The 19985-nt window shown below is 63.6% G+C and carries 18 protein-coding genes; 12 read left to right on the top strand and 6 right to left on the bottom strand.

What is annotated here, in order from left to right; genetic code table 11:
• Positions 1-22: 22 nt before the first annotated feature.
• From tal to E5P3_RS07335, 3 genes are read left to right on the top strand one after another with little or no spacing between them, the layout of a single operon-like run.
• Entirely contained in the window at positions 23-976 is a 954-nt protein-coding gene (gene tal, locus E5P3_RS07325) for a transaldolase (RefSeq protein ID WP_162585373.1), read from the top strand.
• The gene (pgi, locus tag E5P3_RS07330; protein WP_162585374.1) at positions 973-2526 is read left to right on the top strand and encodes a glucose-6-phosphate isomerase; all 1554 of its coding nucleotides are present in this window, start codon (positions 973-975) and stop codon (positions 2524-2526) included. The genes tal and pgi overlap by 4 nt, the downstream gene beginning before the upstream one ends.
• A gap of 58 nt (positions 2527-2584) precedes the next feature.
• Positions 2585-3847 carry a phospholipase D-like domain-containing protein gene (locus tag E5P3_RS07335; protein ID WP_162585375.1) on the top strand — a complete coding sequence of 421 codons (1263 nt, stop codon included), beginning with the start codon at positions 2585-2587 and terminating at the stop codon, positions 3845-3847.
• Between the two features lie 93 nt (positions 3848-3940).
• Here E5P3_RS07335 and E5P3_RS07340 read toward each other — a convergent pair whose 3' ends face one another.
• Complete coding sequence (locus tag E5P3_RS07340) at positions 3941-4147, bottom strand: hypothetical protein (RefSeq protein ID WP_162585376.1); 207 nt, start codon at positions 4145-4147, stop codon at positions 3941-3943.
• A 262-nt stretch (positions 4148-4409) separates the two neighbouring features.
• On the opposite strand from E5P3_RS07340, the gene E5P3_RS07345 reads away from it, so the two are divergent.
• Positions 4410-4751 carry a DUF805 domain-containing protein gene (locus tag E5P3_RS07345; RefSeq protein WP_162585377.1) on the top strand — a complete coding sequence of 114 codons (342 nt, stop codon included), beginning with the start codon at positions 4410-4412 and terminating at the stop codon, positions 4749-4751.
• 163 nt (positions 4752-4914) lie between these two features.
• Here the strand turns inward: E5P3_RS07345 and groL are convergent, their stop codons facing one another.
• The 3 genes from groL to E5P3_RS07360 all read right to left on the bottom strand — a co-directional run bounded on the left by groL (position 4915) and on the right by E5P3_RS07360 (position 8708).
• Positions 4915-6567 carry a chaperonin GroEL gene (groL, locus tag E5P3_RS07350; RefSeq protein WP_162585378.1) on the bottom strand — a complete coding sequence of 551 codons (1653 nt, stop codon included), beginning with the start codon at positions 6565-6567 and terminating at the stop codon, positions 4915-4917.
• 31 nt (positions 6568-6598) lie between these two features.
• Complete coding sequence (groES, locus tag E5P3_RS07355; RefSeq protein WP_162585379.1) at positions 6599-6889, bottom strand: co-chaperone GroES; 291 nt, start codon at positions 6887-6889, stop codon at positions 6599-6601.
• Between the two features lie 916 nt (positions 6890-7805).
• Positions 7806-8708: a LysR family transcriptional regulator gene (locus E5P3_RS07360; RefSeq protein WP_162585380.1), complete on the bottom strand. Its 903-nt coding sequence runs from the start codon at positions 8706-8708 to the stop codon at positions 7806-7808.
• Positions 8709-8825: 117 nt separating this feature from the next.
• Here E5P3_RS07360 and mdlC point away from each other — a divergent pair, with 117 nt between their 5' ends.
• From mdlC to E5P3_RS07400, 8 genes are all read left to right on the top strand, one after another.
• The gene (gene mdlC / locus E5P3_RS07365; RefSeq protein WP_162585381.1) at positions 8826-10448 is read left to right on the top strand and encodes a benzoylformate decarboxylase; all 1623 of its coding nucleotides are present in this window, start codon (positions 8826-8828) and stop codon (positions 10446-10448) included.
• 68 nt (positions 10449-10516) lie between these two features.
• A complete protein-coding gene (locus E5P3_RS07370; protein WP_162585382.1) occupies positions 10517-11965 on the top strand; it encodes an aldehyde dehydrogenase in 1449 nt (482 codons plus the stop codon).
• A 170-nt stretch (positions 11966-12135) separates the two neighbouring features.
• Positions 12136-13056: a Bug family tripartite tricarboxylate transporter substrate binding protein gene (locus E5P3_RS07375; RefSeq protein ID WP_232073033.1), complete on the top strand. Its 921-nt coding sequence runs from the start codon at positions 12136-12138 to the stop codon at positions 13054-13056.
• Between the two features lie 63 nt (positions 13057-13119).
• Positions 13120-14310 (top strand): 4-hydroxybenzoate 3-monooxygenase, encoded by a 1191-nt coding sequence (gene pobA / locus E5P3_RS07380; protein ID WP_162585383.1) that lies wholly within the window; start codon positions 13120-13122, stop codon positions 14308-14310.
• 19 nt (positions 14311-14329) lie between these two features.
• Positions 14330-14569 carry a hypothetical protein gene (locus tag E5P3_RS07385; RefSeq protein ID WP_162585384.1) on the top strand — a complete coding sequence of 80 codons (240 nt, stop codon included), beginning with the start codon at positions 14330-14332 and terminating at the stop codon, positions 14567-14569.
• Positions 14566-15489: a ketopantoate reductase family protein gene (locus E5P3_RS07390; protein ID WP_162585385.1), complete on the top strand. Its 924-nt coding sequence runs from the start codon at positions 14566-14568 to the stop codon at positions 15487-15489. The genes E5P3_RS07385 and E5P3_RS07390 overlap by 4 nt, the downstream gene beginning before the upstream one ends.
• Positions 15490-15533: 44 nt before the next feature.
• Positions 15534-16508 carry a Bug family tripartite tricarboxylate transporter substrate binding protein gene (locus tag E5P3_RS07395; RefSeq protein WP_162585386.1) on the top strand — a complete coding sequence of 325 codons (975 nt, stop codon included), beginning with the start codon at positions 15534-15536 and terminating at the stop codon, positions 16506-16508.
• A gap of 506 nt (positions 16509-17014) precedes the next feature.
• Entirely contained in the window at positions 17015-18463 is a 1449-nt protein-coding gene (locus tag E5P3_RS07400) for an IS1182 family transposase (protein ID WP_162585387.1), read from the top strand.
• Between the two features lie 187 nt (positions 18464-18650).
• Here E5P3_RS07400 and E5P3_RS07405 read toward each other — a convergent pair whose 3' ends face one another.
• Together E5P3_RS07405 and E5P3_RS07410 are read right to left on the bottom strand one after the other, a co-directional pair.
• Positions 18651-18815 carry a hypothetical protein gene (locus E5P3_RS07405; RefSeq protein WP_162584099.1) on the bottom strand — a complete coding sequence of 55 codons (165 nt, stop codon included), beginning with the start codon at positions 18813-18815 and terminating at the stop codon, positions 18651-18653.
• 170 nt (positions 18816-18985) lie between these two features.
• A complete protein-coding gene (locus tag E5P3_RS07410) occupies positions 18986-19981 on the bottom strand; it encodes an NAD(P)H-quinone oxidoreductase (protein ID WP_162585388.1) in 996 nt (331 codons plus the stop codon).
• Positions 19982-19985 lie beyond the last annotated feature (4 nt).

Raw genomic sequence — 19985 nt, forward strand, 5'->3', positions numbered from 1 at the left:
TGTGCGGCGGGATAATGGCCGCATGAACCAACTCGATGCCCTCCGCCAGTGGACCACCGTGGTGGCCGATACCGGCGATTTCCGCCAGCTGGCCCAGTTCAAGCCGCAGGATGCGACCACCAATCCTTCACTCATCCTCAAGGCGGTGCAGAAGGCCGAATACCGGCCCCTGCTCGAAGAGGCCGTGAAGAAGCACGGTCACCTTGCAACCGACGAGGTCATCGACCGCCTGCTGGTGCGCTTCGGAACCGAGATTCTCTCGCTCATTCCCGGCCGGGTTTCGACCGAGGTGGATGCCCGGCTGAGCTTCGACACCGCCGCCACCGTGGCGCGGGCCGAGCGCATCGTCGCGCTCTACCGTGCCGAGGACATCGACACCGGGAAGCGCTTGCTGATCAAGATCGCCGCCACCTGGGAAGGCATCGAGGCGGCGCGCCAGCTGGAGCAGAAGGGCATCCACACCAACCTCACACTGCTGTTCTCCTTCGCCCAGGCTGTGGCCTGTGGCGCGGCAGGCGTGCAGCTGATCTCGCCCTTCGTCGGGCGCATCTACGACTGGCACAAGAAGGCGGCCGGCAGCGCCTGGGACGAAGCGGCCCGGGCGGGCGCCAACGACCCCGGCGTCAGGTCGGTGCGCCAGATCTTCGAGTACTACAAGAAGCACGGCATCCGGACCGAGGTGATGGGCGCCAGCTTCCGCAACGTGGGCCAGATCGCGGCGCTCGCGGGCTGCGACCTGCTGACCATCAGCCCCGAACTGCTGGCCGAGCTCGCCGCCATCGAGGCGCCTCTGGCGCATGCGCTGGACGCGGATGCCGCGCAGGCGCTCGACATCCCGAAGCTGGTCCTGGACGAGCCGGCCTTCCGCTTCGCCCTCAATGAGGACGCGATGGCCACCGAGAAGCTGGCCGAGGGCATCCGCGCCTTCGCGGCCGACGCGGTGAAGCTGGAGAAGCTGATGGAGGAAATCGCATGACCAGCACCCGGACGCGTTGCGACCGCACTTCGGCGTGGGGCCGCTTGCAGGCGCACTACGGCGAGGCCGGCCGCAATTTCGACCTGCGCCAGGCCTTTGCCGCCGATCCGCAGCGCTTCGGCGCCTTCAGCCAGCCGGCTCCGCACCTCTTCGCCGACCTGTCCAAGAACCTGATCGACGCGAAGACCGAAGCGCTGCTGCTGGCGCTGGCCCGCGAAGCCGGCCTCGAGGCACATCGCGATGCCATGTTCGCCGGCGAGCACATCAACGCAACCGAAGACCGCGCCGTGCTCCACACGCTGCTGCGCGCGCCGGCCTCGACGGCCGTGCCGCCCGCGCTGGCGGGCGAGCTGGCCCAGGTGCACGCCACGCTCGACGGGATGCTGGCCTATGCCGAGCAGGTGCGCACCGACCACACCATCACCGACGTGGTCAACATCGGCATCGGCGGCTCGGACCTCGGGCCCCAGATGGCCGTGCGCGCCCTCGATGCCTACGTGGCGCCGGGCAAGCGTTTCCACTTCGTCTCGAATGTCGACGGGCACGAGCTGGCGGGGGTTCTGCGCGGACTGGCGCCCGAGCACACGCTGTTCCTCGTGGCCTCCAAGACCTTCACCACGGCCGAGACGATGGCCAACGCCCACTCGGCCAAGCGCTGGTTCGAGCAGTCGGGCAATGCCGACATCGCCCACCACTTCGCCGCTCTCACCACCAACGTCGAGGCCGCGCGTGCCTTCGGCATCGAAACCACTTTTGGCTTCTGGGACTGGGTGGGCGGGCGCTATTCACTGTGGTCCTCCATCGGGCTGCCGATCGCTCTGGCCATCGGCGCCGAGGGCTTCCGCCGGCTGCTCGCGGGCGCGCACGCGATGGACGAGCATTTCCGCAGCGCCCCGCTGGCGCAGAACCTGCCGGTGCGCCTCGGGCTGATCGATGTCTGGTATCGCAATTTCCACCGCTTCACGAGCCGCAGCATCGCGCCCTACCACAGCGCGCTGCAGCGTCTGCCCGCCTACCTGCAGCAGCTCGAGATGGAAAGCAACGGCAAGCAGGTCGATGCGAGCGGCGCCGCGCTGCCCTTCGGCACCTCGCCGGTGCTGTGGGGCGAGCCCGGTACCAACGGGCAGCACGCCTATTTCCAGATGCTGCACCAGGGCACGGACGCGATCCCCCTGGAGTTCATCGCCGTGCGCGAGCCGGCGCATGACCTGGAAGGCCACCATCCCAAGCTGCTGGCCAATGCGCTCGCGCAAGCGCAGGCGCTCATGGTGGGCAAGCAGGACGCCGGCGGGCACCGCAATTTCCCCGGCAACCGGCCGAGCAGCTTCTTCGTCCTCGACCAGTTGAACCCCGAGACGCTGGGCGCCTTCCTCGCGATGTACGAGCACCGGGTGTTCACCAGCGGCGCGCTGTGGGGCATCAACAGCTTCGACCAGTGGGGAGTGGAGCTCGGCAAGGTGCTCGCCAAGGACATCGAGCCGCGCCTCGCCTCCGGCGACATGGCGGGGCTCGATGCTTCGACGGCCGGGCTGCTGGCCCGGTTGCGCTAGGCCGCTGCACCGCAAATACCACTGCATGAAGTCGTCGCTTGCGCCCATGAAGCAGCGCATGAAGCTGATTGCGTGGACCTTCGTGCTGACAGCCGCGGCTGCCGTGATTGCGCTCAACTTCACTGGCGGCGAGAAAAAGCTCGAGGAGCAGGTCCGGCGCGAATATGCGCTTCACGACGAGCAATACCAGCGCGCCCTCGGCGTCCTGCTGGGCCCTGCCATCACCGATGGCAACCGCTTCGAGGCGCTTCACAACGGTGACAGGATCTTTCCGCCGATGCTTGCGGCGATCCGAGGCGCCCGGCACAGCATTACCTTCGAGACCTATATCTATTGGTCCGGCGACATTGGAAAGGCCTTCGCCGACGCCCTGGCCGAACGCTCGCGTGCGGGCGTCAAGGTTCACGTGCTGCTCGACTGGGTCGGCAGCTCGAAGGTCGACGAGTCGTTCCTCACGGAAATGGAGGCCGCAGGCGTCCAGGTCCGCAAGTTTCACAAGCCGAGCTGGTACGACCTGGCGAAGATGAACAACAGGACGCACCGCAAGCTGCTGGTGGTCGATGGGCGCATTGGCTTCACCGGCGGAGTGGGCATCGCTCCGGCATGGACCGGCGACGCGCAGGATGCGGAGCACTGGCGCGATTCGCACTTCAAGGCCGAGGGTCCCGTGGTAGCGCAGATGCAAGCCGTATTCATGGACAACTGGGTCAAGGCGACCGGCGACGTGCTGCATGGCGAGCGTTACTTCCCGGCGCTGGCCGAGGTGGGCCGGCAGCGCGCCCAGGTGTTCAGCAGTTCGCCGTCGGGTGGCAGCGAGAGCATGCAGCTGATGTACCTGCTGTCGATCGCCGCGGCCACCAGGTCGATCGACTTGTCCAGCGCCTATTTCGTGCCCGACGAACTCACGGTGCGCGCGCTGGTCGAAGCCATGCAGCGCGGCGTGCGGCTACGCGTCATCACGCCCGGGCCCATCATCGATTCGCAGACCGTGCGCGCCGCCTCTCGCGCGGGCTGGGGCCCGCTGCTCGAGGCCGGCGCCGAAATCAGCGAGTACCAGCCCACCATGTTCCATTGCAAGGTCTTCCTCGCAGACGGGCTGCTGGTCTCCGTCGGTTCGACCAATTTCGACAACCGCTCCTTCCGCCTGAACGACGAGGCCAACCTGAACATCTACGACGCGGCGTTCGCCGCCGAGCAGACAGTTCAGTTCGAAGCGGACCTGAAGCGAGCCAAACGCGTCACGCTCGAAGCCTGGCGCAATCGACCTTGGTCCGAGAAGGCGCGGGAACACTTGGCGGCATTGCTGAGCTCGCAGCTGTAGCGCCTGCAACGATCGATTGGGAGCGAGGCCGCCTCGACGGCATGCAGCGCAAGGCCGCGACCCGGACGCGGATGAAGCTCTTCGGTTGTGCCTTCAGCGCCGCGTTTTTTTCCGCGCAGCCGGCGTCGTGGGTTTGCCGCTCCAGAAATCGACGATCTGCTTCGCGGCCTCAGCCTGAGTCGCGGCGACCTGACGTTTTGCAGCCGCCGTCGCTTGGCCGCGTGCCGAACCCATTGCTTTGTTGGCGGAACTGAGCCACATGCTCATCAGCGGGTTCTTTTTGGTCCAGGGATTGCTCATAGCACCTTCGTAGTGAGTCGACCGGTGGCCGAAGGGGACTACTGTCGGCTGGCGACTCCTTGCGGCGACGCGGCGCTCAGCGCGACAAGAGGTCGCCCCCGTCCTACACGACGGCTGAAGCCACACACCTGATTGTTGGATTCCGGCAGTTATTTCGCCAAACCCGCCGCAGCGCGCCAGTAGCAGTGTGAGCTTGGGAAGGACCGGCCCTTATGATGGCCGCGGGAGTTTTCCCGTGGGAACTATCAAGAGGAGCTGTTCGATGAATTTTCAAGAAGCCGTCAAGACCTGCTTCAGCAAATACGTGGATTTCAGCGGCCGGGCCTCGCGGGCCGAGTACTGGTGGTTCGTGCTGGCCTACGTGATCGTCGCGATCGTGGCCGGCTTCATCCACGAGGTCGTCTATGGCCTCGTCATCCTCGCCTTCCTCCTGCCGCTGCTGGCGGTCGGCGCGCGCCGCCTGCACGACATCGGCAAGAGCGGCTGGTGGCTGTTGCTGGGCCTGATCCCGCTGGTGGGTCTGGTCCTGCTGTACTTCATGGTCCAGCCGAGCCAGCCAGAGAGCAACGAATACGGCGCACCGCCGCTCGCGACTGCTGCCTGAGGCGCTTGCCCGGCCCAACGAAAATGCCCCCCACGCGCCCTCACTTCGCGTGGTCGCTGCCCCCCGATGGGGGCGTTTTCCATGTTGGGGCGGCCCGACGAAGGAAAAAAACCCCGCGGCTCGCACCGCGGGGTTTTTTATTGGCTGAAGTGCCGGGGCCGTCTTACATGCCCATGCCGCCCATGCCACCCATGCCGCCCATGTCGGGCATGCCGCCGCCGGCAGGTGCGTCGTCCTTCGGCGCGTCGGCGATCATGGCTTCGGTCGTCAGCAGCAGCGAGGCCACCGAGGCGGCGTTCTGCAGCGCGGTGCGTGTCACCTTGGTCGGGTCCAGGATGCCCATCTCGAGCATGTCGCCGTAGGTGTCGTTCTGCGCATTGAAGCCGTAGTTGCCCTTGCCGGCCAGCACCGCGTTCACCACCACGCTGGCTTCACCACCGGCGTTGAACACGATCTCGCGCAGCGGCGCTTCGATGGCCTTGAGCACCAGACGGATGCCGGCGTCTTGATCAGCGTTGTCGCCCTTGAGCTTGTCGCCCACGGCTTGCTTGGCGCGCAGCAGCGCCACGCCGCCGCCGGCCACCACGCCTTCTTCCACTGCAGCGCGGGTGGCGTGCAGGGCGTCTTCGACGCGGGCCTTCTTTTCCTTCATCTCGACTTCGGTGGCAGCGCCAACCTTGATCACCGCCACGCCGCCGGCCAGCTTGGCCACGCGCTCCTGCAGCTTCTCGCGGTCGTAGTCGCTGGTGGCTTCCTCGATCTGCACGCGGATCTGCTTCACGCGGGCTTCGATGTCGGCACCGGCGCCAGAGCCGTCGATGATGATGGTGTTTTCCTTGCCCACTTCGATGCGCTTGGCCTGGCCGAGGTCGGCCAACGTCACCTTCTCGAGCGTCAGGCCCACTTCTTCGGCGATGACCTTGCCGCCCGTCAGGATGGCGATGTCTTCCAGCATGGCCTTGCGGCGGTCGCCGAAGCCAGGCGCCTTGACGGCCACGACCTTCAGGATGCCGCGGATGGTGTTGACCACCAGGGTCGCGAGGGCTTCGCCTTCGACTTCCTCGGCGATGATCAGCAGCGGACGGCCAGCCTTGGCGACTTGCTCCAGCGTCGGCAGCAGGTCGCGGATGTTGCTGATCTTCTTGTCGAACAGCAGCACGAACGGGTTCTCGAGGATCGCGCTTTGCTTGTCCGGGTTGTTGATGAAGTAGGGCGACAGGTAGCCGCGGTCGAACTGCATGCCTTCGACGACTTCCAGCTCGCTCTCCAGCGACTTGCCGTCCTCGACGGTGATCACGCCTTCCTTGCCGACCTTGTCCATCGCGTCCGCGATGATCTTGCCGATGGTCTCGTCGCTGTTGGCCGAGATCGAGCCGACCTGGGCGATTTCCTTCGAGGTGGTGGTGGCCTTCGAAGCCTTCTTCAGCTCTTCGACCAGGGCGGTGACCGCCTTGTCGATGCCGCGCTTCAGGTCCATCGGGTTCATGCCGGCGGCCACGTACTTGAAGCCTTCGCGCACGATGGCCTGGGCCAGCACGGTTGCCGTGGTGGTGCCGTCACCGGCGTTGTCCGAGGTCTTGGAGGCCACTTCCTTCACGAGCATCGCGCCCATGTTCTGGAGTTTGTCCTTGAGCTCGATTTCCTTGGCGACCGACACGCCGTCCTTGGTCACGGTGGGGGCGCCGAAGGAGCGCTCGAGCACCACGTTGCGGCCCTTGGGGCCCAGGGTCACCTTGACCGCGTTGGCCAGGATGTTCACGCCTTCGACCATGCGTGCGCGGGCTTCGCCGCCGAAGACTACGTCTTTTGCTGCCATGAGATTTCTCCGAATTCAGGGAAAGGGTTGATTACTTCTCGACGACCGCGAACAGGTCGTCTTCCTTCATGACCAGCAGCTCGTCGCCATCGACCTTGACGGTCTGGCCGCTGTACTTGCCGAACAGCACGCGGTCGCCGACCTTGACGTTCAGCGCGATCAGGTCACCCTTGTCGTTCTTCTTGCCAGGTCCGACGGCCAGGACTTCGCCCTGGTCCGGCTTCTCGGCGGCGTTGTCGGGGATCACGATGCCCGAGGCGGTCTTGGTTTCGCTTTCAATGCGCTTGACGATCACGCGATCGTGCAAAGGACGAAGTTTCATTGCATCTCCTGGATAAGAAACGGGGTTCGGTTCTGGGCTGGGGCTGGATGGCCGCCTGCCTGTCCACTGGAAGCGGATGTTGTTAGCACTCCTCTTCAGCGAGTGCTAATGATAAGGGCAATTCTGACGCTTTCAAGGGGCGGTGGTGCATGTTGTCGGTGTCGGTTTTCAACTTGGCTGGAATTTTTTGCAGCTTAGTTGGAACTCGCGCGGCGCAGCCGGAGCCGCCCGGCCCGCGGGGAGCGGCCCGGTAGGGGCGGTCACGCCGGCGCCGCTTGCGACACCATGCTAGAGAGGCGGCCTTGCCAGCAGGCAAGGGCAGTCGGAGCAGGGCCGGCAGGGAAGGGCAGGCAGAATGCGGACGCCAGCCGGAAACGGCCAACACCGGAAGTTCGTCACGGCCGTCCAATTTTCCGTCATCTTTGTTGGGGCACTCCCGCGCTAGTTAAGTCGGCCTTGAATCTGGCGCCCGAGGTCTATTTGCACGGGCCGCTATCGATGTGGAACGGCAGCACGAGTGGGAACCCAGCGACGCCGCCTCAGCTGGAAAGCCGTACACAGGTGTCGGTTGGATCTGATAGTTGCACGACGGCCCAGGCGCGCCCTGAGAAAGGATCGTGATGCGATGCACAGTCGAGGTCGTCGGCCACTAGACCGAAAATCTCTGATCCTCCCCGTTGCAACTGCCGCAGCAAGCAGCGGGTGATTCCGTTGAAAAACTCGGTTGCAGCATAGTTAGAAATCGGCTGCGTAGAACGGCCCAGGAGAACCTACCAGGCGAATGATCGTTGACCGAGCAACAATCATCAAACACTGCGCTCTTCGCATTGGCCGTATCTGTTCCTTGGTCGTTCGACAACGCGCATGCAGAGGCACCGAAATTGCTCAGCACCGCCTTCGCGCCAAGATCCCGGCACTAATGTGCGGTCAGAGCCCGCAACTCCTCGAGAAGTTTTACTGAGGGCCCCGGCAACATTCCCGCCCTTCGACGGAAAGCTGTGAGTGTTCGTTTATCGCTTGCGCCTGGTATGTCCAGAGCATCGATCAACCCTGCCTTGCGCTCGGCGTCGTACATCGGGGCGGGCATCCAACCAAGGAAGCCGGAACGGCCAATCAGGCTCTTGAGCGCGGTGACCGACCGCGTCTCTACAACAACGTTAGGCAGTGCCAGGTTCTGGCGCGCGAACACCCTCATCATGTGTTCGAAAGGGGCGGTGCCCTTTGGAAGAATGGCCCAGCGTTCCGCAAGCGTGTCCGCGAGCTGAAGGTTCGCCTGCTTTCGCAAGGGATGTCGCCGCCCCGCAACGACGTAGCTCGTGTCCTCCCACCGGCAATCCTTGACGGCCACGATTTCATCCGTGTCCTGGGTGTCCACGCCGAGCGCCAAGTCGATCTCGTGTGAGACAAGTGCATCTGCCAGGCGATCCCAGACGCCTTCGATGATTTGAACCCGTAGATTTGGCCACTTTTCGCAGATGCTGCCGATGGCCAATGGAAGCACCAGGCAAGCGATGCTGCCAACGGCACCAACACGGATCGTGCCTTTCGCGAGCCCCAGCATCGCCTTGATGTCCTCGTTGGCCTGCTCCGACTCGCGTTGCAAAAGAACCGCGTGCGGCTGCAGCGCACGGCCGACGTCCGTGAGCTGCATGCCCTTCGAATGGCGCTCGAACAAGGGCGCGCCCGCCTGCTCCTCCAATCGACGAATTGTGCGACTCAGCGCAGGCTGCGTCACATTGAGCACGTCTGCCGCCCGTCCCAAGCTGCCCGCTGAAACGATCGTGTTGAAGGCGATGAGGTGCTGCAGGTCGAAAGCCATGCGGAACGGTAATGGCTTTTTCCCAAGATGGCAATTTCCATGGGGGTGCTAAGCATCCACACTTCAGCCATCGAGGCAAGCGCTGCGCCCTTGCATCGCACATTCAGAAAGCACGAAATGACCGGACCTGTACCGCAAGCCGCCCTCGGGTCGACCAAAGACTCCGCTTCGACCATCACCGTCCGTGACGCCGTGGTCGACCTCATGCGCCGTTTCGGCATGACCTCTGTTTTTGCCAATCCCGGCTCGACCGAGCTGCCAATGTTTCGCGATTTTCCCAGCGACTTTCGCTACGTGCTGGGCTTGCAGGAAGCCAGCGTGGTCGGAATGGCCGACGGCTATGCGCAAGCCACCCGCAATGCTTCGTTCGTGAACCTGCACTCCGCCGCTGGCGTGGGAAATGCAATGGGCAATATCTTCACGGCGCACAAGAACCGCACCCCGATGGTCATCACGGCCGGCCAGCAGGCGCGCTCGATTCTCCCGTTCGACCCATTTCTCTCCTCGGCGCAAGCCACCGAACTGCCGAAGCCCTACGTGAAATGGAGCATCGAGCCGGCGCGTGCGCAGGACGTGCCGCTCGCGATCGCCCGGGCGTACTACATCGCCATGATGCCGCCCTGTGGCCCGGTGCTGGTGTCGGTGCCGGTCGACGACTGGGATCAACCGGCCGAGTTGGTCCCCGAAAGGGTTGTCAGCACCGAGTTGCGCCCCCAGCCTGCCGTTCTTGCGCAGATCGCTGCCGCGCTGGAAGCGAGCGAACGACCCGCAATCGTCGTCGGCGCCGCGGTCGACCGTGACAACGCATGGAACGAAGTCGTTTCATTGGCCGAAGCGCACAACGCCCGCGTCTGGGCGGCACCAATGTCGGGTCGCTGCAGCTTTCCCGAAGACCATCGCCTGTTTGCCGGATTCCTGCCTGCCATGCGCGAGCGGATCGTCGAACTGCTGGGCGACCATGACCTGATCCTGGCGGTTGGCGCGCCTGCCTTCGCGTACCACGTCGAGGGCGCCGGCCCGCACATCCCGGCTGGCGCCACCCTGTGTCAGCTGACCGAAGACCCGGACACGGCAGCGTGGGCGCCGGTCGGCATCTCGGCGCTCGGCAGCATTCGACTCGGTGTGCTCGATCTATTGACCCATTCGCCTCAAAAAGCTCGCCCACTGCCGCCGGCCAGGCGCGCAGCACCGATAGCAGAACCGTCGCCATTGATGTCGGTGGCCTACGCTCTGCAGACCCTCGCGGAGGTCAAAAGAGCCGACGACATCGTGGTGGAGGAAGCGCCCAGCGCCCGGCCCGTGATGCAGGCCTACCTGCCGATGACGCGCAGCGAAACCTTTTACACGATGGACAGCGGTGGCCTCGGGTACGGAATGCCCGCTTCTGTGGGCGTCGCAATGGGCAAGCCTGGGAGCCGAGTGATTTGCCTGATCGGTGACGGGTCCAGCATGTATTCCATCCAGGCGCTATGGAGCGCAGCCCAGAACAAGCTGCCGATCACATTTGTGATCCTGAACAACCGTCGCTACGCCGCGCTGCAGGACTTTGCGCCGGTGTTCGGGTTCTCCGCCTCGGATGTCGTTCAGGGAACCGAGTTGCCTGATATCGACTTCCAGTCGCTGGCCAAGGGCATGGGTTGCAGCGCATCCCGAGTCAGCGATCCCGGCGAACTGCGCGACGTTCTTGAGCGCGCCTTGACAGGCGATGCGCCCACTGTCGTCGAGGTCGTGGTCGCCTGACGCTTCAGCCTCTTCGCATTTTTTTCCATTCCCTGTTCTTGTTCAAACCACCATCTGGAGACAAACCGATGAAGATTTCGATGCTGATCAACGGCGAGCCCACCGAGGCCCGCAACGGCGCGACCTTTGAGCGCCGCAACCCCCTCGATGGCAGCGTCGCCACGGTCGCACCCGCCGCCACGGCGCAAGACGCGGTTGCGGCGGTTGACGCCGCGGCAGAGGCGTTCAAGACCTGGTCGCGCACCGGGCCCAGCGAGCGTCGCGCTCTGCTGATGAAAGCCTCGCAGGCGCTAGAGGCCAAGGCCGAATCCTTCGCGGCGGCCGTTGCTTCGGAAACTGGCGCCTCGGCGATCTGGGCGGGCTTCAATGTTCACCTTGCCGCCGGCATGCTACTGGAGGCTGCGTCGCTCACAACCCAGATCAGCGGCGAAGTCATTCCCTCCGATGTACCGGGAAATCTTGCGATGGCTGTGCGGCAGCCCGCAGGCGTCGTCCTCGGCATTGCACCGTGGAATGCGCCGGTGATCCTCGCAGTTCGCGCCATCGCGACCCCTCTGGCCTGCGGCAACACCGTCGTGCTCAAGGGCAGCGAGATTTGTCCCGCAACGCACGGTTTGATCATCGAGGCGCTGCAAGAGGCCGGCCTTCCCAAGGGCGTGGTGAACTTCGTCACCAATGCGCCGGCTGACGCCGCCGCCGTGGTCGAAGCGATGATTGCCCACCCGGCCGTGCGCCGTGTGAACTTCACGGGCTCGACGCATGTCGGCAAGCTCATCGCCGCAACCTGCGCCAAGTACCTCAAGCCCGTCGTGCTTGAACTCGGCGGCAAGGCACCGCTGGTCGTCCTCGATGACGCCGACGTGGATGCTGCCGTCAATGCGGCCGTCTTCGGGGCGTTTGCCAACTCGGGACAGATCTGCATGTCGACGGAACGCATCGTTGTCGACGAAAGCATCGCCGACGATTTCGTTGCAAAGCTTGGCGCACGAGCCTCCAGCCTTCCGCTGGGCGATCCGAGACTCGGCCCGGTCGTGCTCGGCTCCGTGGTGGACATGAGCACGGCCACGCGCTGCAACGAGCTGATCGACGATGCAATCGCCAAGGGCGCCAAGCTGGTCACGGGCGGCAAGGCCAAGGACACGTTGATGCCCGCAACGCTGCTCGATCACGTCACATCGGGAATGCGCATCTTCCGCGAGGAAGCCTTCGGTCCGGTGAAGGGCATCGTGCGCGTCAGCGGCGTCGAAGCGGCGGTCGCTTGTGCCAACGATAACGAGTACGGCCTGGCAGCCGCGGTCTTTGGCCGCGACGTGGCGCGAGCCATCGAAGTGGCAGGACGCATTGAGTCCGGCATCTGCCACGTGAACGGTCCCACGGTGCACGACGAAGCTCAGATGCCGTTCGGAGGCGTCAAGGGCAGCGGCATCGGACGCTTTGGCGGCAAGGCCGGGGTTGATGCCTTCACCGAACTGCGCTGGCTGACGGTACAGACGGCGCCGCGTCACTACCCCTTCTAACCTTCTCGCTGCCCGCTGGCAGGACCCCGACCGCCTTGCGGCCGGGCGTGGGGCGGTGCGCCCAAAAACTTAAGGAGACAAGAGTGAGCTTCATTCAATTTCGACGGTTCGCGAAGACATCCGCCGCCCGCTGCGCCGGCCTGGTCGCCTCCGCCGCCCTGGCTTTCGCCTTGCCCGGCGCCGCCGTTGCCCAAGTCTGGCCGACAAAGCCTATAAAGGTCATCGTCAACTTCCCGCCGGGCGGCGCGGCGGACCAGATCGCAAGGTCTCTGACGCAGCCGCTGCAAGAGGCGCTGGGCCAGCCGGTGGTCGTCGAGAACAAGAGCGGTGCCGGCGGCAACATCGGTGGCGAGGCGGTGGCAAAGGCCGCGCCCGATGGCTACACGCTCCTGATGAGCTCGGGCGGCATGGTTTCGGTCAACCCGCACATCTATCCCAAGATGCCGTTCGATCCGGCCAAGGACCTGGTCCCGGTGGCTTCGGCAGCGCGCGTGCTTGTCTTCCTCGTGACGCAGCCATCTTTTCCTGCGAAGGACGCCAAGGACTTTCTGGCGCACCTTAAGGCGAATCCGGGCAAGCTGTCATTCGGCTCGCCGGGCAACGGCAGTTCGCCTCATCTGGCCGCCGAGATGATGAAGTCACAGGCGGGCGTCTTTGCGACGCACGTCCCCTACCGCGGCGCCGCACCTGCTCTCAACGATCTGCTGGCGGGCCAGCTGGACTTTCTGTTCGATCCCGGCGTGGCCATCCCGCACATCAAGGCGGGCAAGGTGAGAGTGCTTGCCGTTGGCAGCCCCAAGCGCTCGCCATTGTTTCCCGATGTGCCGACCTTGGACGAGTTGGGGCTCAAAGGCTTCGATGCCGACACAGTGTTCGGCTTCTATGCGCCCGCCGGCACGCCCGCGGAAATCATCGCCCGCTTGAATCGTGAGATCAATAAGGCACTCACGTTGCCGGGACCGCGTGAACGAATTGCAGCGCTCGGCGGTGAAGTGGCGCCCATGACCCCGGCCCAGTTCCATGACAAGGCGCTGGAGGACGGCAAGCGATTCGGCAAGGTCATTCGCGAGAGAAAGATTCTCGGCGACTGAAGCGTTGCTCACACAGCACGAACTCAACCACGCCATCCCACACACAGAACCGAAGGAAACAAAGTGCGCTCCCAAGTTGCAATCATTGGTGCCGGCCCGGCCGGCCTAATGCTCTCTCACATGCTGCACCTGCAGGGCATCGAGTCCATTGTGCTCGAGACCCGTAGCCGGGAGGCCATCGAGGCCACCATACGCGCCGGCGTACTCGAGCAGGGCACGGTAGACCTGATGAAGCAGATGGGCGTCGGCGCGCGCATGGAGCGCGAAGGCTTTCGCCACGAAGGAACGATCCTGCGCTTTGACGGCATCGACCGGCGCATCGATTTCCCTGAGCTGACCGGTGGCAAGGCCGTGATGATCTATGCCCAGCACGAGGTCATCAAGGATCTGGTGGAAGCCAGATTGGCCACCGGTGGCGACATTCGATTCGAAGTCAGCGATGTCAGTGTGCATGGTCTGGACTCCAAGACGCCCAGCGTGCAGTTTCGTCAGCAAGGCGGCGAACTTCAGACGATCGATGCGGACTTCATCGCGGGCTGCGACGGAACGCAAGGCGTAAGCCGTCCCGCGATCCCGAAGGGCGTGCTCAAGGGTTTCGAGCGCCTCTACCCCTTCGGCTGGCTTGGCATCCTGTGCAACGCGCCACCCTCGTCCGATGAACTGATCTACGCCTTGAGCGATCGAGGGTTCGCCCTCGTGAGCACGCGCTCGCCTGACGTGCAGCGCATGTACCTCCAGTGCGAGCCCACCGACAAGATCGAAAACTGGTCCGACGACCGCATCTGGGGTGAGTTCCGAGCTCGCCTGGCGACGCGCGATGGCTGGGCACCGAAGGAAGGTCCGATCTTCAGCAAGACGGTCGTGGGCATGCGCAGCTTCGTGACCGAGCCGATGCAGTACGGCAGGCTCTTCTTGGCAGGTGATGCGGCTCACGTGGTGCCACCGACGGGTGCCAAGGGTCTGAACCTGGCCGTCGCAGACGTGCGCGTGCTCTCGCGTGCCATCGGCGAGTTCTACAAGACAGGTCGCGAGGATCTGCTTGAGCGCTACAGCGCCACCGCCTTGCGGCGCATCTGGAAGGCTCAGCGCTTCTCCTGGTGGATGACGTCGATGCTGCACCGCTTCCCCGGTGCCGACGAGTTCCAGCACAAAGTGCAAATCGCCGAACTCGACTACGTCACAGGGTCGCGCGCCGCTTCAACGGCTCTGGCGGAAAACTACGTCGGTCTGCCATTCGACGCGCTCGACGAATGAGCACACGCGAGCTGCCCACTTGAAGGCTTACGCGGTCGCCGGCGTCCCGAAAGCCATGACGAGCGGGCATGACTTTTTCGCAATAAAGCAATTTTCCGGGATCCCGTCCTTCCTTGAAACTGGCGTTCCTGCAAGGCGCAACGGCCCCACCCAGTCCAACACTCAACCGCTCACCCTGGAGTTCGCCATGACCCTTGAATCGGAATCCGTCCTCGGCGTGTTGCCACCACCGAACCTGTCCACTGTGAAGACATTATGAAGATCACCATCGTCGGCGCAGGAGCCATGGGCTCCTTCTTCGGAGGCCTGCTGGCTGAAAGTGGCAATGACGTCACGTTGGTCGACGTCAACGACGCGCACATCGACGTGATCAGCGCCGACGGACTTCGCCTGGAAACTGACAGCGGCGACCGGCAGGTCAGGTCGCTTCGGGTCTGCCGGCCGGAGGGGGCCACCGATCTTCCGCAACTTCTGGTCGTATTCACCAAGACGCTGCACACCGGCGCTGCGCTCTCTGGAGTGCAGCACCTCATTGGTCCCGACGTGCATGTGCTGTCCTTGCAGAACGGCCTGGGCAATGTCGAGAAAATTGCCGAGTTTGTCTCGCCGGAGCGCATTCTGATCGGCGTGACCACCTGGCCGGCCGACATGGTCGCACCCGGTCATGTGCACTCGCATGGCAAGGGCGTTGTGCGGCTGATGGCTGCCGATGGCGTTTCCCGACCGATCGTTTCCCAGGTTTCCGAGACGCTCTCTGGCGCCGGTCTTGCGTGCACTTCCGATTCCACCGTGTGGGCTGCGATCTGGGAGAAAGTCGCGTTCAACGCCGCGCTCAACAGCATCTGCGCCGTTTCCGGCTGCACCGTTGATCAACTCGGGCTGGTGTCTGATGGGAAGCGGCTGGCCGATGAAGTGATCCTGGAGGTTCTCTCGGTTGCGCAGCGCCTGGGCATCGACGTCGATGTTGCCAAGTGCAAAGCCAGCGTCGCGGGTGCCATTGCCCAGCACAAGGGCCACAAGCCATCGATGCTGCAAGACGTCCTGGCAGGACGCCGCACGGAGATTGAAGCCATCAACGGTGCGGCGGTCGCGGCAGCAGGGCGCGTCAACTTGAAGCTGCCCACAACCGAGACGCTGCTGTCGCTGGTGCGCCTGGCTGAAGCGCGTGCCGTTGCCTGACCTTATCGATCCATTTCCCGTCCATCAATTCTTTGGAGACAATCATGAAGCTCTCGAAATTCCTCGCTTTGAGTTGCGCAACGCTGTCGTTCGCGGCGACCGCGGTCAGCGCGGCCGACGTCTACCCCACCAAGCCCATTCGTTGGGTGGTTGCGTATTCAGCTGGGGGCGGCTCCGATGCGCTGGCGCGCGCAGTCGGCGCCCAGCTTTCCAAGCAGCTTGGTCAGTCGGTCCTGATCGACAACAAGCCAGGTGGCGCCACTGTGATCGGTGCGGATGCCGTCGCGAAGTCGCCCGGCGATGGCTACACCATCCTGACTGCGGACAATGGCACCTTGATCTTCAACACGGCGCTGTTCAAGAAGTTGCCCTATGACCCGAACAAGGACTTTGCACCGATTGGCCTCATGGCCAAATTTCCTCTCGTGCTGGCTGTCAATCCCAACGCGGGCTACGGCAGCGCAAAGGATCTCATCGAAGCCATGCGCAAACAGCCCGGCAAGCTGAGCTACGCGACGCCGGGTGTCGGCAGTCCGCATCACCTGGCCATGGAGATGCTCAAGGAGCGAGCCAAGATCGACGTGGTCCACGTCGCTTACAAGGGCGCCGCGCCCGCGATCCAGGACGTAGTGGGCGGCCAACTTCCCCTCATGGTGGTGGACACTGCCGCTGGCATGCAGATGATGAAGGCTGGCAAGCTCAAGCCTTTGGCGACGTTCTCCAAGACCCGTCTTCCGTCAATGCCGGAGGTGCCAACCCTGATTGAACTGGGGTACACCGACATCGAGGCGGCTGCATGGCAAGGCCTGGTCGTGCCGTCTTCGACGCCGAAGGATGTGATTGCCAAGCTGAGTTCGGAGCTCCAGAAGGCAATCGCGTCGCCTGCCATCAAGACGCAATTCGCGACCATGGGCCTGGAACCGACACCCAGCGATGCGGCCGTGATGGCCAAGCACTGGAGCGATGAATCCAAATACTGGCCCAAACTCATTCGGGACCGCCAAATCAGCCTCGACTAGGCAGTCCTTGGGAGAACCCGAATGGTCGACAACGAAGCCGTCGACCGCGGACATTCGGCTGAAAGTAACCGGCGGCATTCAGCCTCGTCCTGCAGTTCGCCGTCGCAAACTGAGCGACAGCAACGGGGCCAAGACCGGACCTTCCCTTGGACCTCAGAATTTGGAGCACGCGTGGAGCCACTGATGTACCCCGTATACGTCCTTCGTGACGTTTCTGGCCAGGACACCATGGCGACTGGCCCGAGTTTGAGCTTCAAGAAGCGAACGGTGCGCGCTCGACATAGGGGTGCATGGTGTCGGCTGGCATCGCAGCATTCCGCTTTGCCATCGGTACGGCCGTTGGAGTCGACTATGTTGAGCAGGAACTCAAAGCACGCGAAGGCGGCTCGAAGCTCATCGTTGAGCTTCGGTGCGCATGACGAGAATCGGCCGAGGCCGTGTGAAAACGGGTTGAATAGGTGACGGTGCTCGCCTAGATTGTGGCAACGCTACTGAAGGGCAGCTACATGAAGCGATTCATCGAAGGCGAGGATCGACAGCAGGTGACTCTGCTGCCAGAGTGCCTTGACGACTATATCGGCGAAGACAACCCGGTGCGAGTTGTCGATGCCTTCGTCGAGGAGCTGGATCTGCATGCACTGGGTTTTGGAGGTGTCGATCCGGCAGCCACCGGTCGACCCTCGTACCACCCCTCGGTCCTGCTGAAGCTCTACATCTACGGCTACCTGAACCGTATCCAATCGAGCCGGCGCCTGGAGCGTGAGGCGCAGCGCAACGTCGAGCTGATGTGGCTCACCGGCCGGCTCGCTCCGGACTTCAAGACCATCGCCGACTTCCGTCATGACAACGGAGCGGGCATTCGCAATGTCTGCCGCCGCTTCGTCGCCCTGTGCCGCGACCTCAAGCTGTTCTCCCACGCCATCGCTGCGATCGACGGCAGCAAGTTCAAGGCGGTCAACAGCCGCGACCGCAACTTCACGCCCGGCAAGATCGATGCGCGTCAGCGGCAGATCGAGCAGAGCATCCAGCGCTACCTCGATGCACTGGAGACAGCCGACCGCACGCAGCCGGCGGAGGTAGAGGCCAAGACCGAGCGGTTGACGGAGAAGATCAAGAAGCTGCGCGAGCAGATGAAGCAGCTCGATCGCACCAAGGAAGAATTGAAGAAGGAGCCTGATGGGCAACGCTCGCTCACCGATCCTGATGCGCGTTCGATGAACTCGCAAGCCAAGGGCTCCGGCCTGGTGGGCTACAACGTTCAGGCGGCGGTCGACGCCAGGCACCACCTGATAGTGGCGCACGAGGTCACCAACGAGGGCAACGACCGCGCGCAGCTCAGCAACATGGCCAAGGCTGCACGCGAGGCGATGGGCAAGACCAGGCTACAGGCCCTTGCCGACCGCGGCTACTTCAACGGCACGGAGCTCAAGGCCTGCGAGGACGCAGGCATCACGACCTACGTGCCAAAGCCGATGACCTCGGGCGCCAAGGCCGAAGGCCGCTTCGACAAGAGCGACTTCATCTACATCGCGAAGGCCGACGAGTATCAGTGCCCTGCGGGCGAACGGGCCATCTACAGGTTCAGCACGCTCGAGCGAAATGGCCTCCAAGCGCGTCTCTATTGGACCAGTGCCTGTCCCTCATGCCCATTGAAAAAGCAGTGTACGACCGGCGACTATCGCCGCATCCGTCGCTGGGAGCACGAAGAGGTGCTTGAGCGCGTCCAGCAACGCCTGGACCGCAAGCCTGTCGCGATGACGCTGAGAAGGTGCACGGTTGAGCACGTGTTCGGCACACTGAAGTACTGGATGGGTTCAACCCACTTCCTCACCAAGACGCTGGCGCACGTGAGCACCGAAATGAGCCTGCACGTGTTGGCATACAACCTGAAGCGGGTGATCGCGATCCTGGGTATTGCCAGAACGATGAAGGCGGTCAGGCTGGTGGGGGCGTGAGCCTCTTCAAGTGCCCTTTGCAGCTTGCGCAGCCACGCTCGATCGGACCACCCGCGCGTTTGTGCAACGGGCCCACTGGATGACTCGGTGCGCCGATGATGCCCACATGGGCGCCGGTTCGGCATACTCGCTAGTCAAAGCCGTTTCCACACGGCCTCGGCCAGAAGCGGAAGTTCGTCGCGACCGCCTAAGTTCTCCGACTCAGGGCAGCGGGCGGAACGCAGCGTTGGTACTCGGCTTCTGCAAGGCTGAAGAGCCACTTGTCGGTGTCAACTTGCTCGATCGGCACGTTGATGACGTGGCAGAAAGCCGATTGCGAGAGAACGAGGTCGGTGCGAATGATGTCGGTCATGGAAACTCCTTTGAAGGGTTGACAGTGGATTGAGGTGGGCTGCCTGACGGCGATTGGCACTTCATATGGCGTCGGCGACAGAGCAACTTTCTCAAGTACCCGTTGCGGATGAATTTCGATGACCGTGGGTACGATTTCAGATGAAACGCGCGTGATGCATTAACGCTGAGTCACCTTGGCTCAGGCTCAGGCAGTAGAAGAATTTTTCCCACGCTCTCACCCGTTTCCATCCGCCGATGTGCCTGAGCGGCCTCGGCAAGCGGATAGGTGCTGTCGATCACGGGGCGGAGAGTTCCAATGGCGAACGCGTTGAGCCAACGTTCCGCAAAGCGTCGCGTCATCGCTTGCTTAACTTCAGGAGGTCGGGACTTCATGACGGTTCCGAAGATCTGCAGGTGGCGGTACAGCACCGCGTCCATCGGGAGCGTTGCACCCGCAGCTCCCCCGAGGAGGCCAACCACCACCATGCGGCCGCCCACCGCCAGCGACCGGACATTGCGCTCCAGGTAAGAAGCGCCAATGAAATCGATGACGACGTCGACGCCCTTGCCGCCTGTTTTCTCGGTCACAACGGTTTGGAAGTCCTCGGTGCGGTAATCGATCACCTCATCGGCGCCGAAGCCACGAACCGCTTCTCGCTTATCGCCGCCGGTCGTAGCGAAGACTCGCGCGCCTGCCGCATGGGCGAGCTGCACTGCCGCAGAACCGACTCCTCCGGCCGCGGCATGGATCAGGACGGATTCGCCAGCTTGCAGGCGACCGAGGTGAAAGAGCGCCTCGTGTGCGGTCACAAACACCTCGGCAATGGCGCCGGCGTCGACAAGCCTGAGGCTCTCCGGAACGGGCATCGCCATGCGGTAGTCGATGCGTGAGAACTCGGCGTACGCACCTCCTCCGACGATGCCCATGACGCGATCGCCAACGGAGAAGCCTTCCACCTCGGGGCCGAAGTCGACCACTGTTCCGGCGATTTCCAGGCCCATGATGTCCGAGTCGCCGAAGAATGCGCGGCCATAGGCCCCTTTGCGGTGCGACATGTCGGCGCGATTAACGCCGATGGATACGTTGCGCACCAGAAGGTCGTGCGGTCGGACCTCTGGACGTGCGGTCTCACGGGGCACCAGGACTTCGGGGCCACCGAAGTCGTCGAAAACTATGGCTTGCATTTCA

It is taken from the genome of Variovorax sp. RA8 (assembly GCF_901827175.1).
Taxonomy (GTDB): Bacteria; Pseudomonadota; Gammaproteobacteria; order Burkholderiales; family Burkholderiaceae_C; genus Variovorax.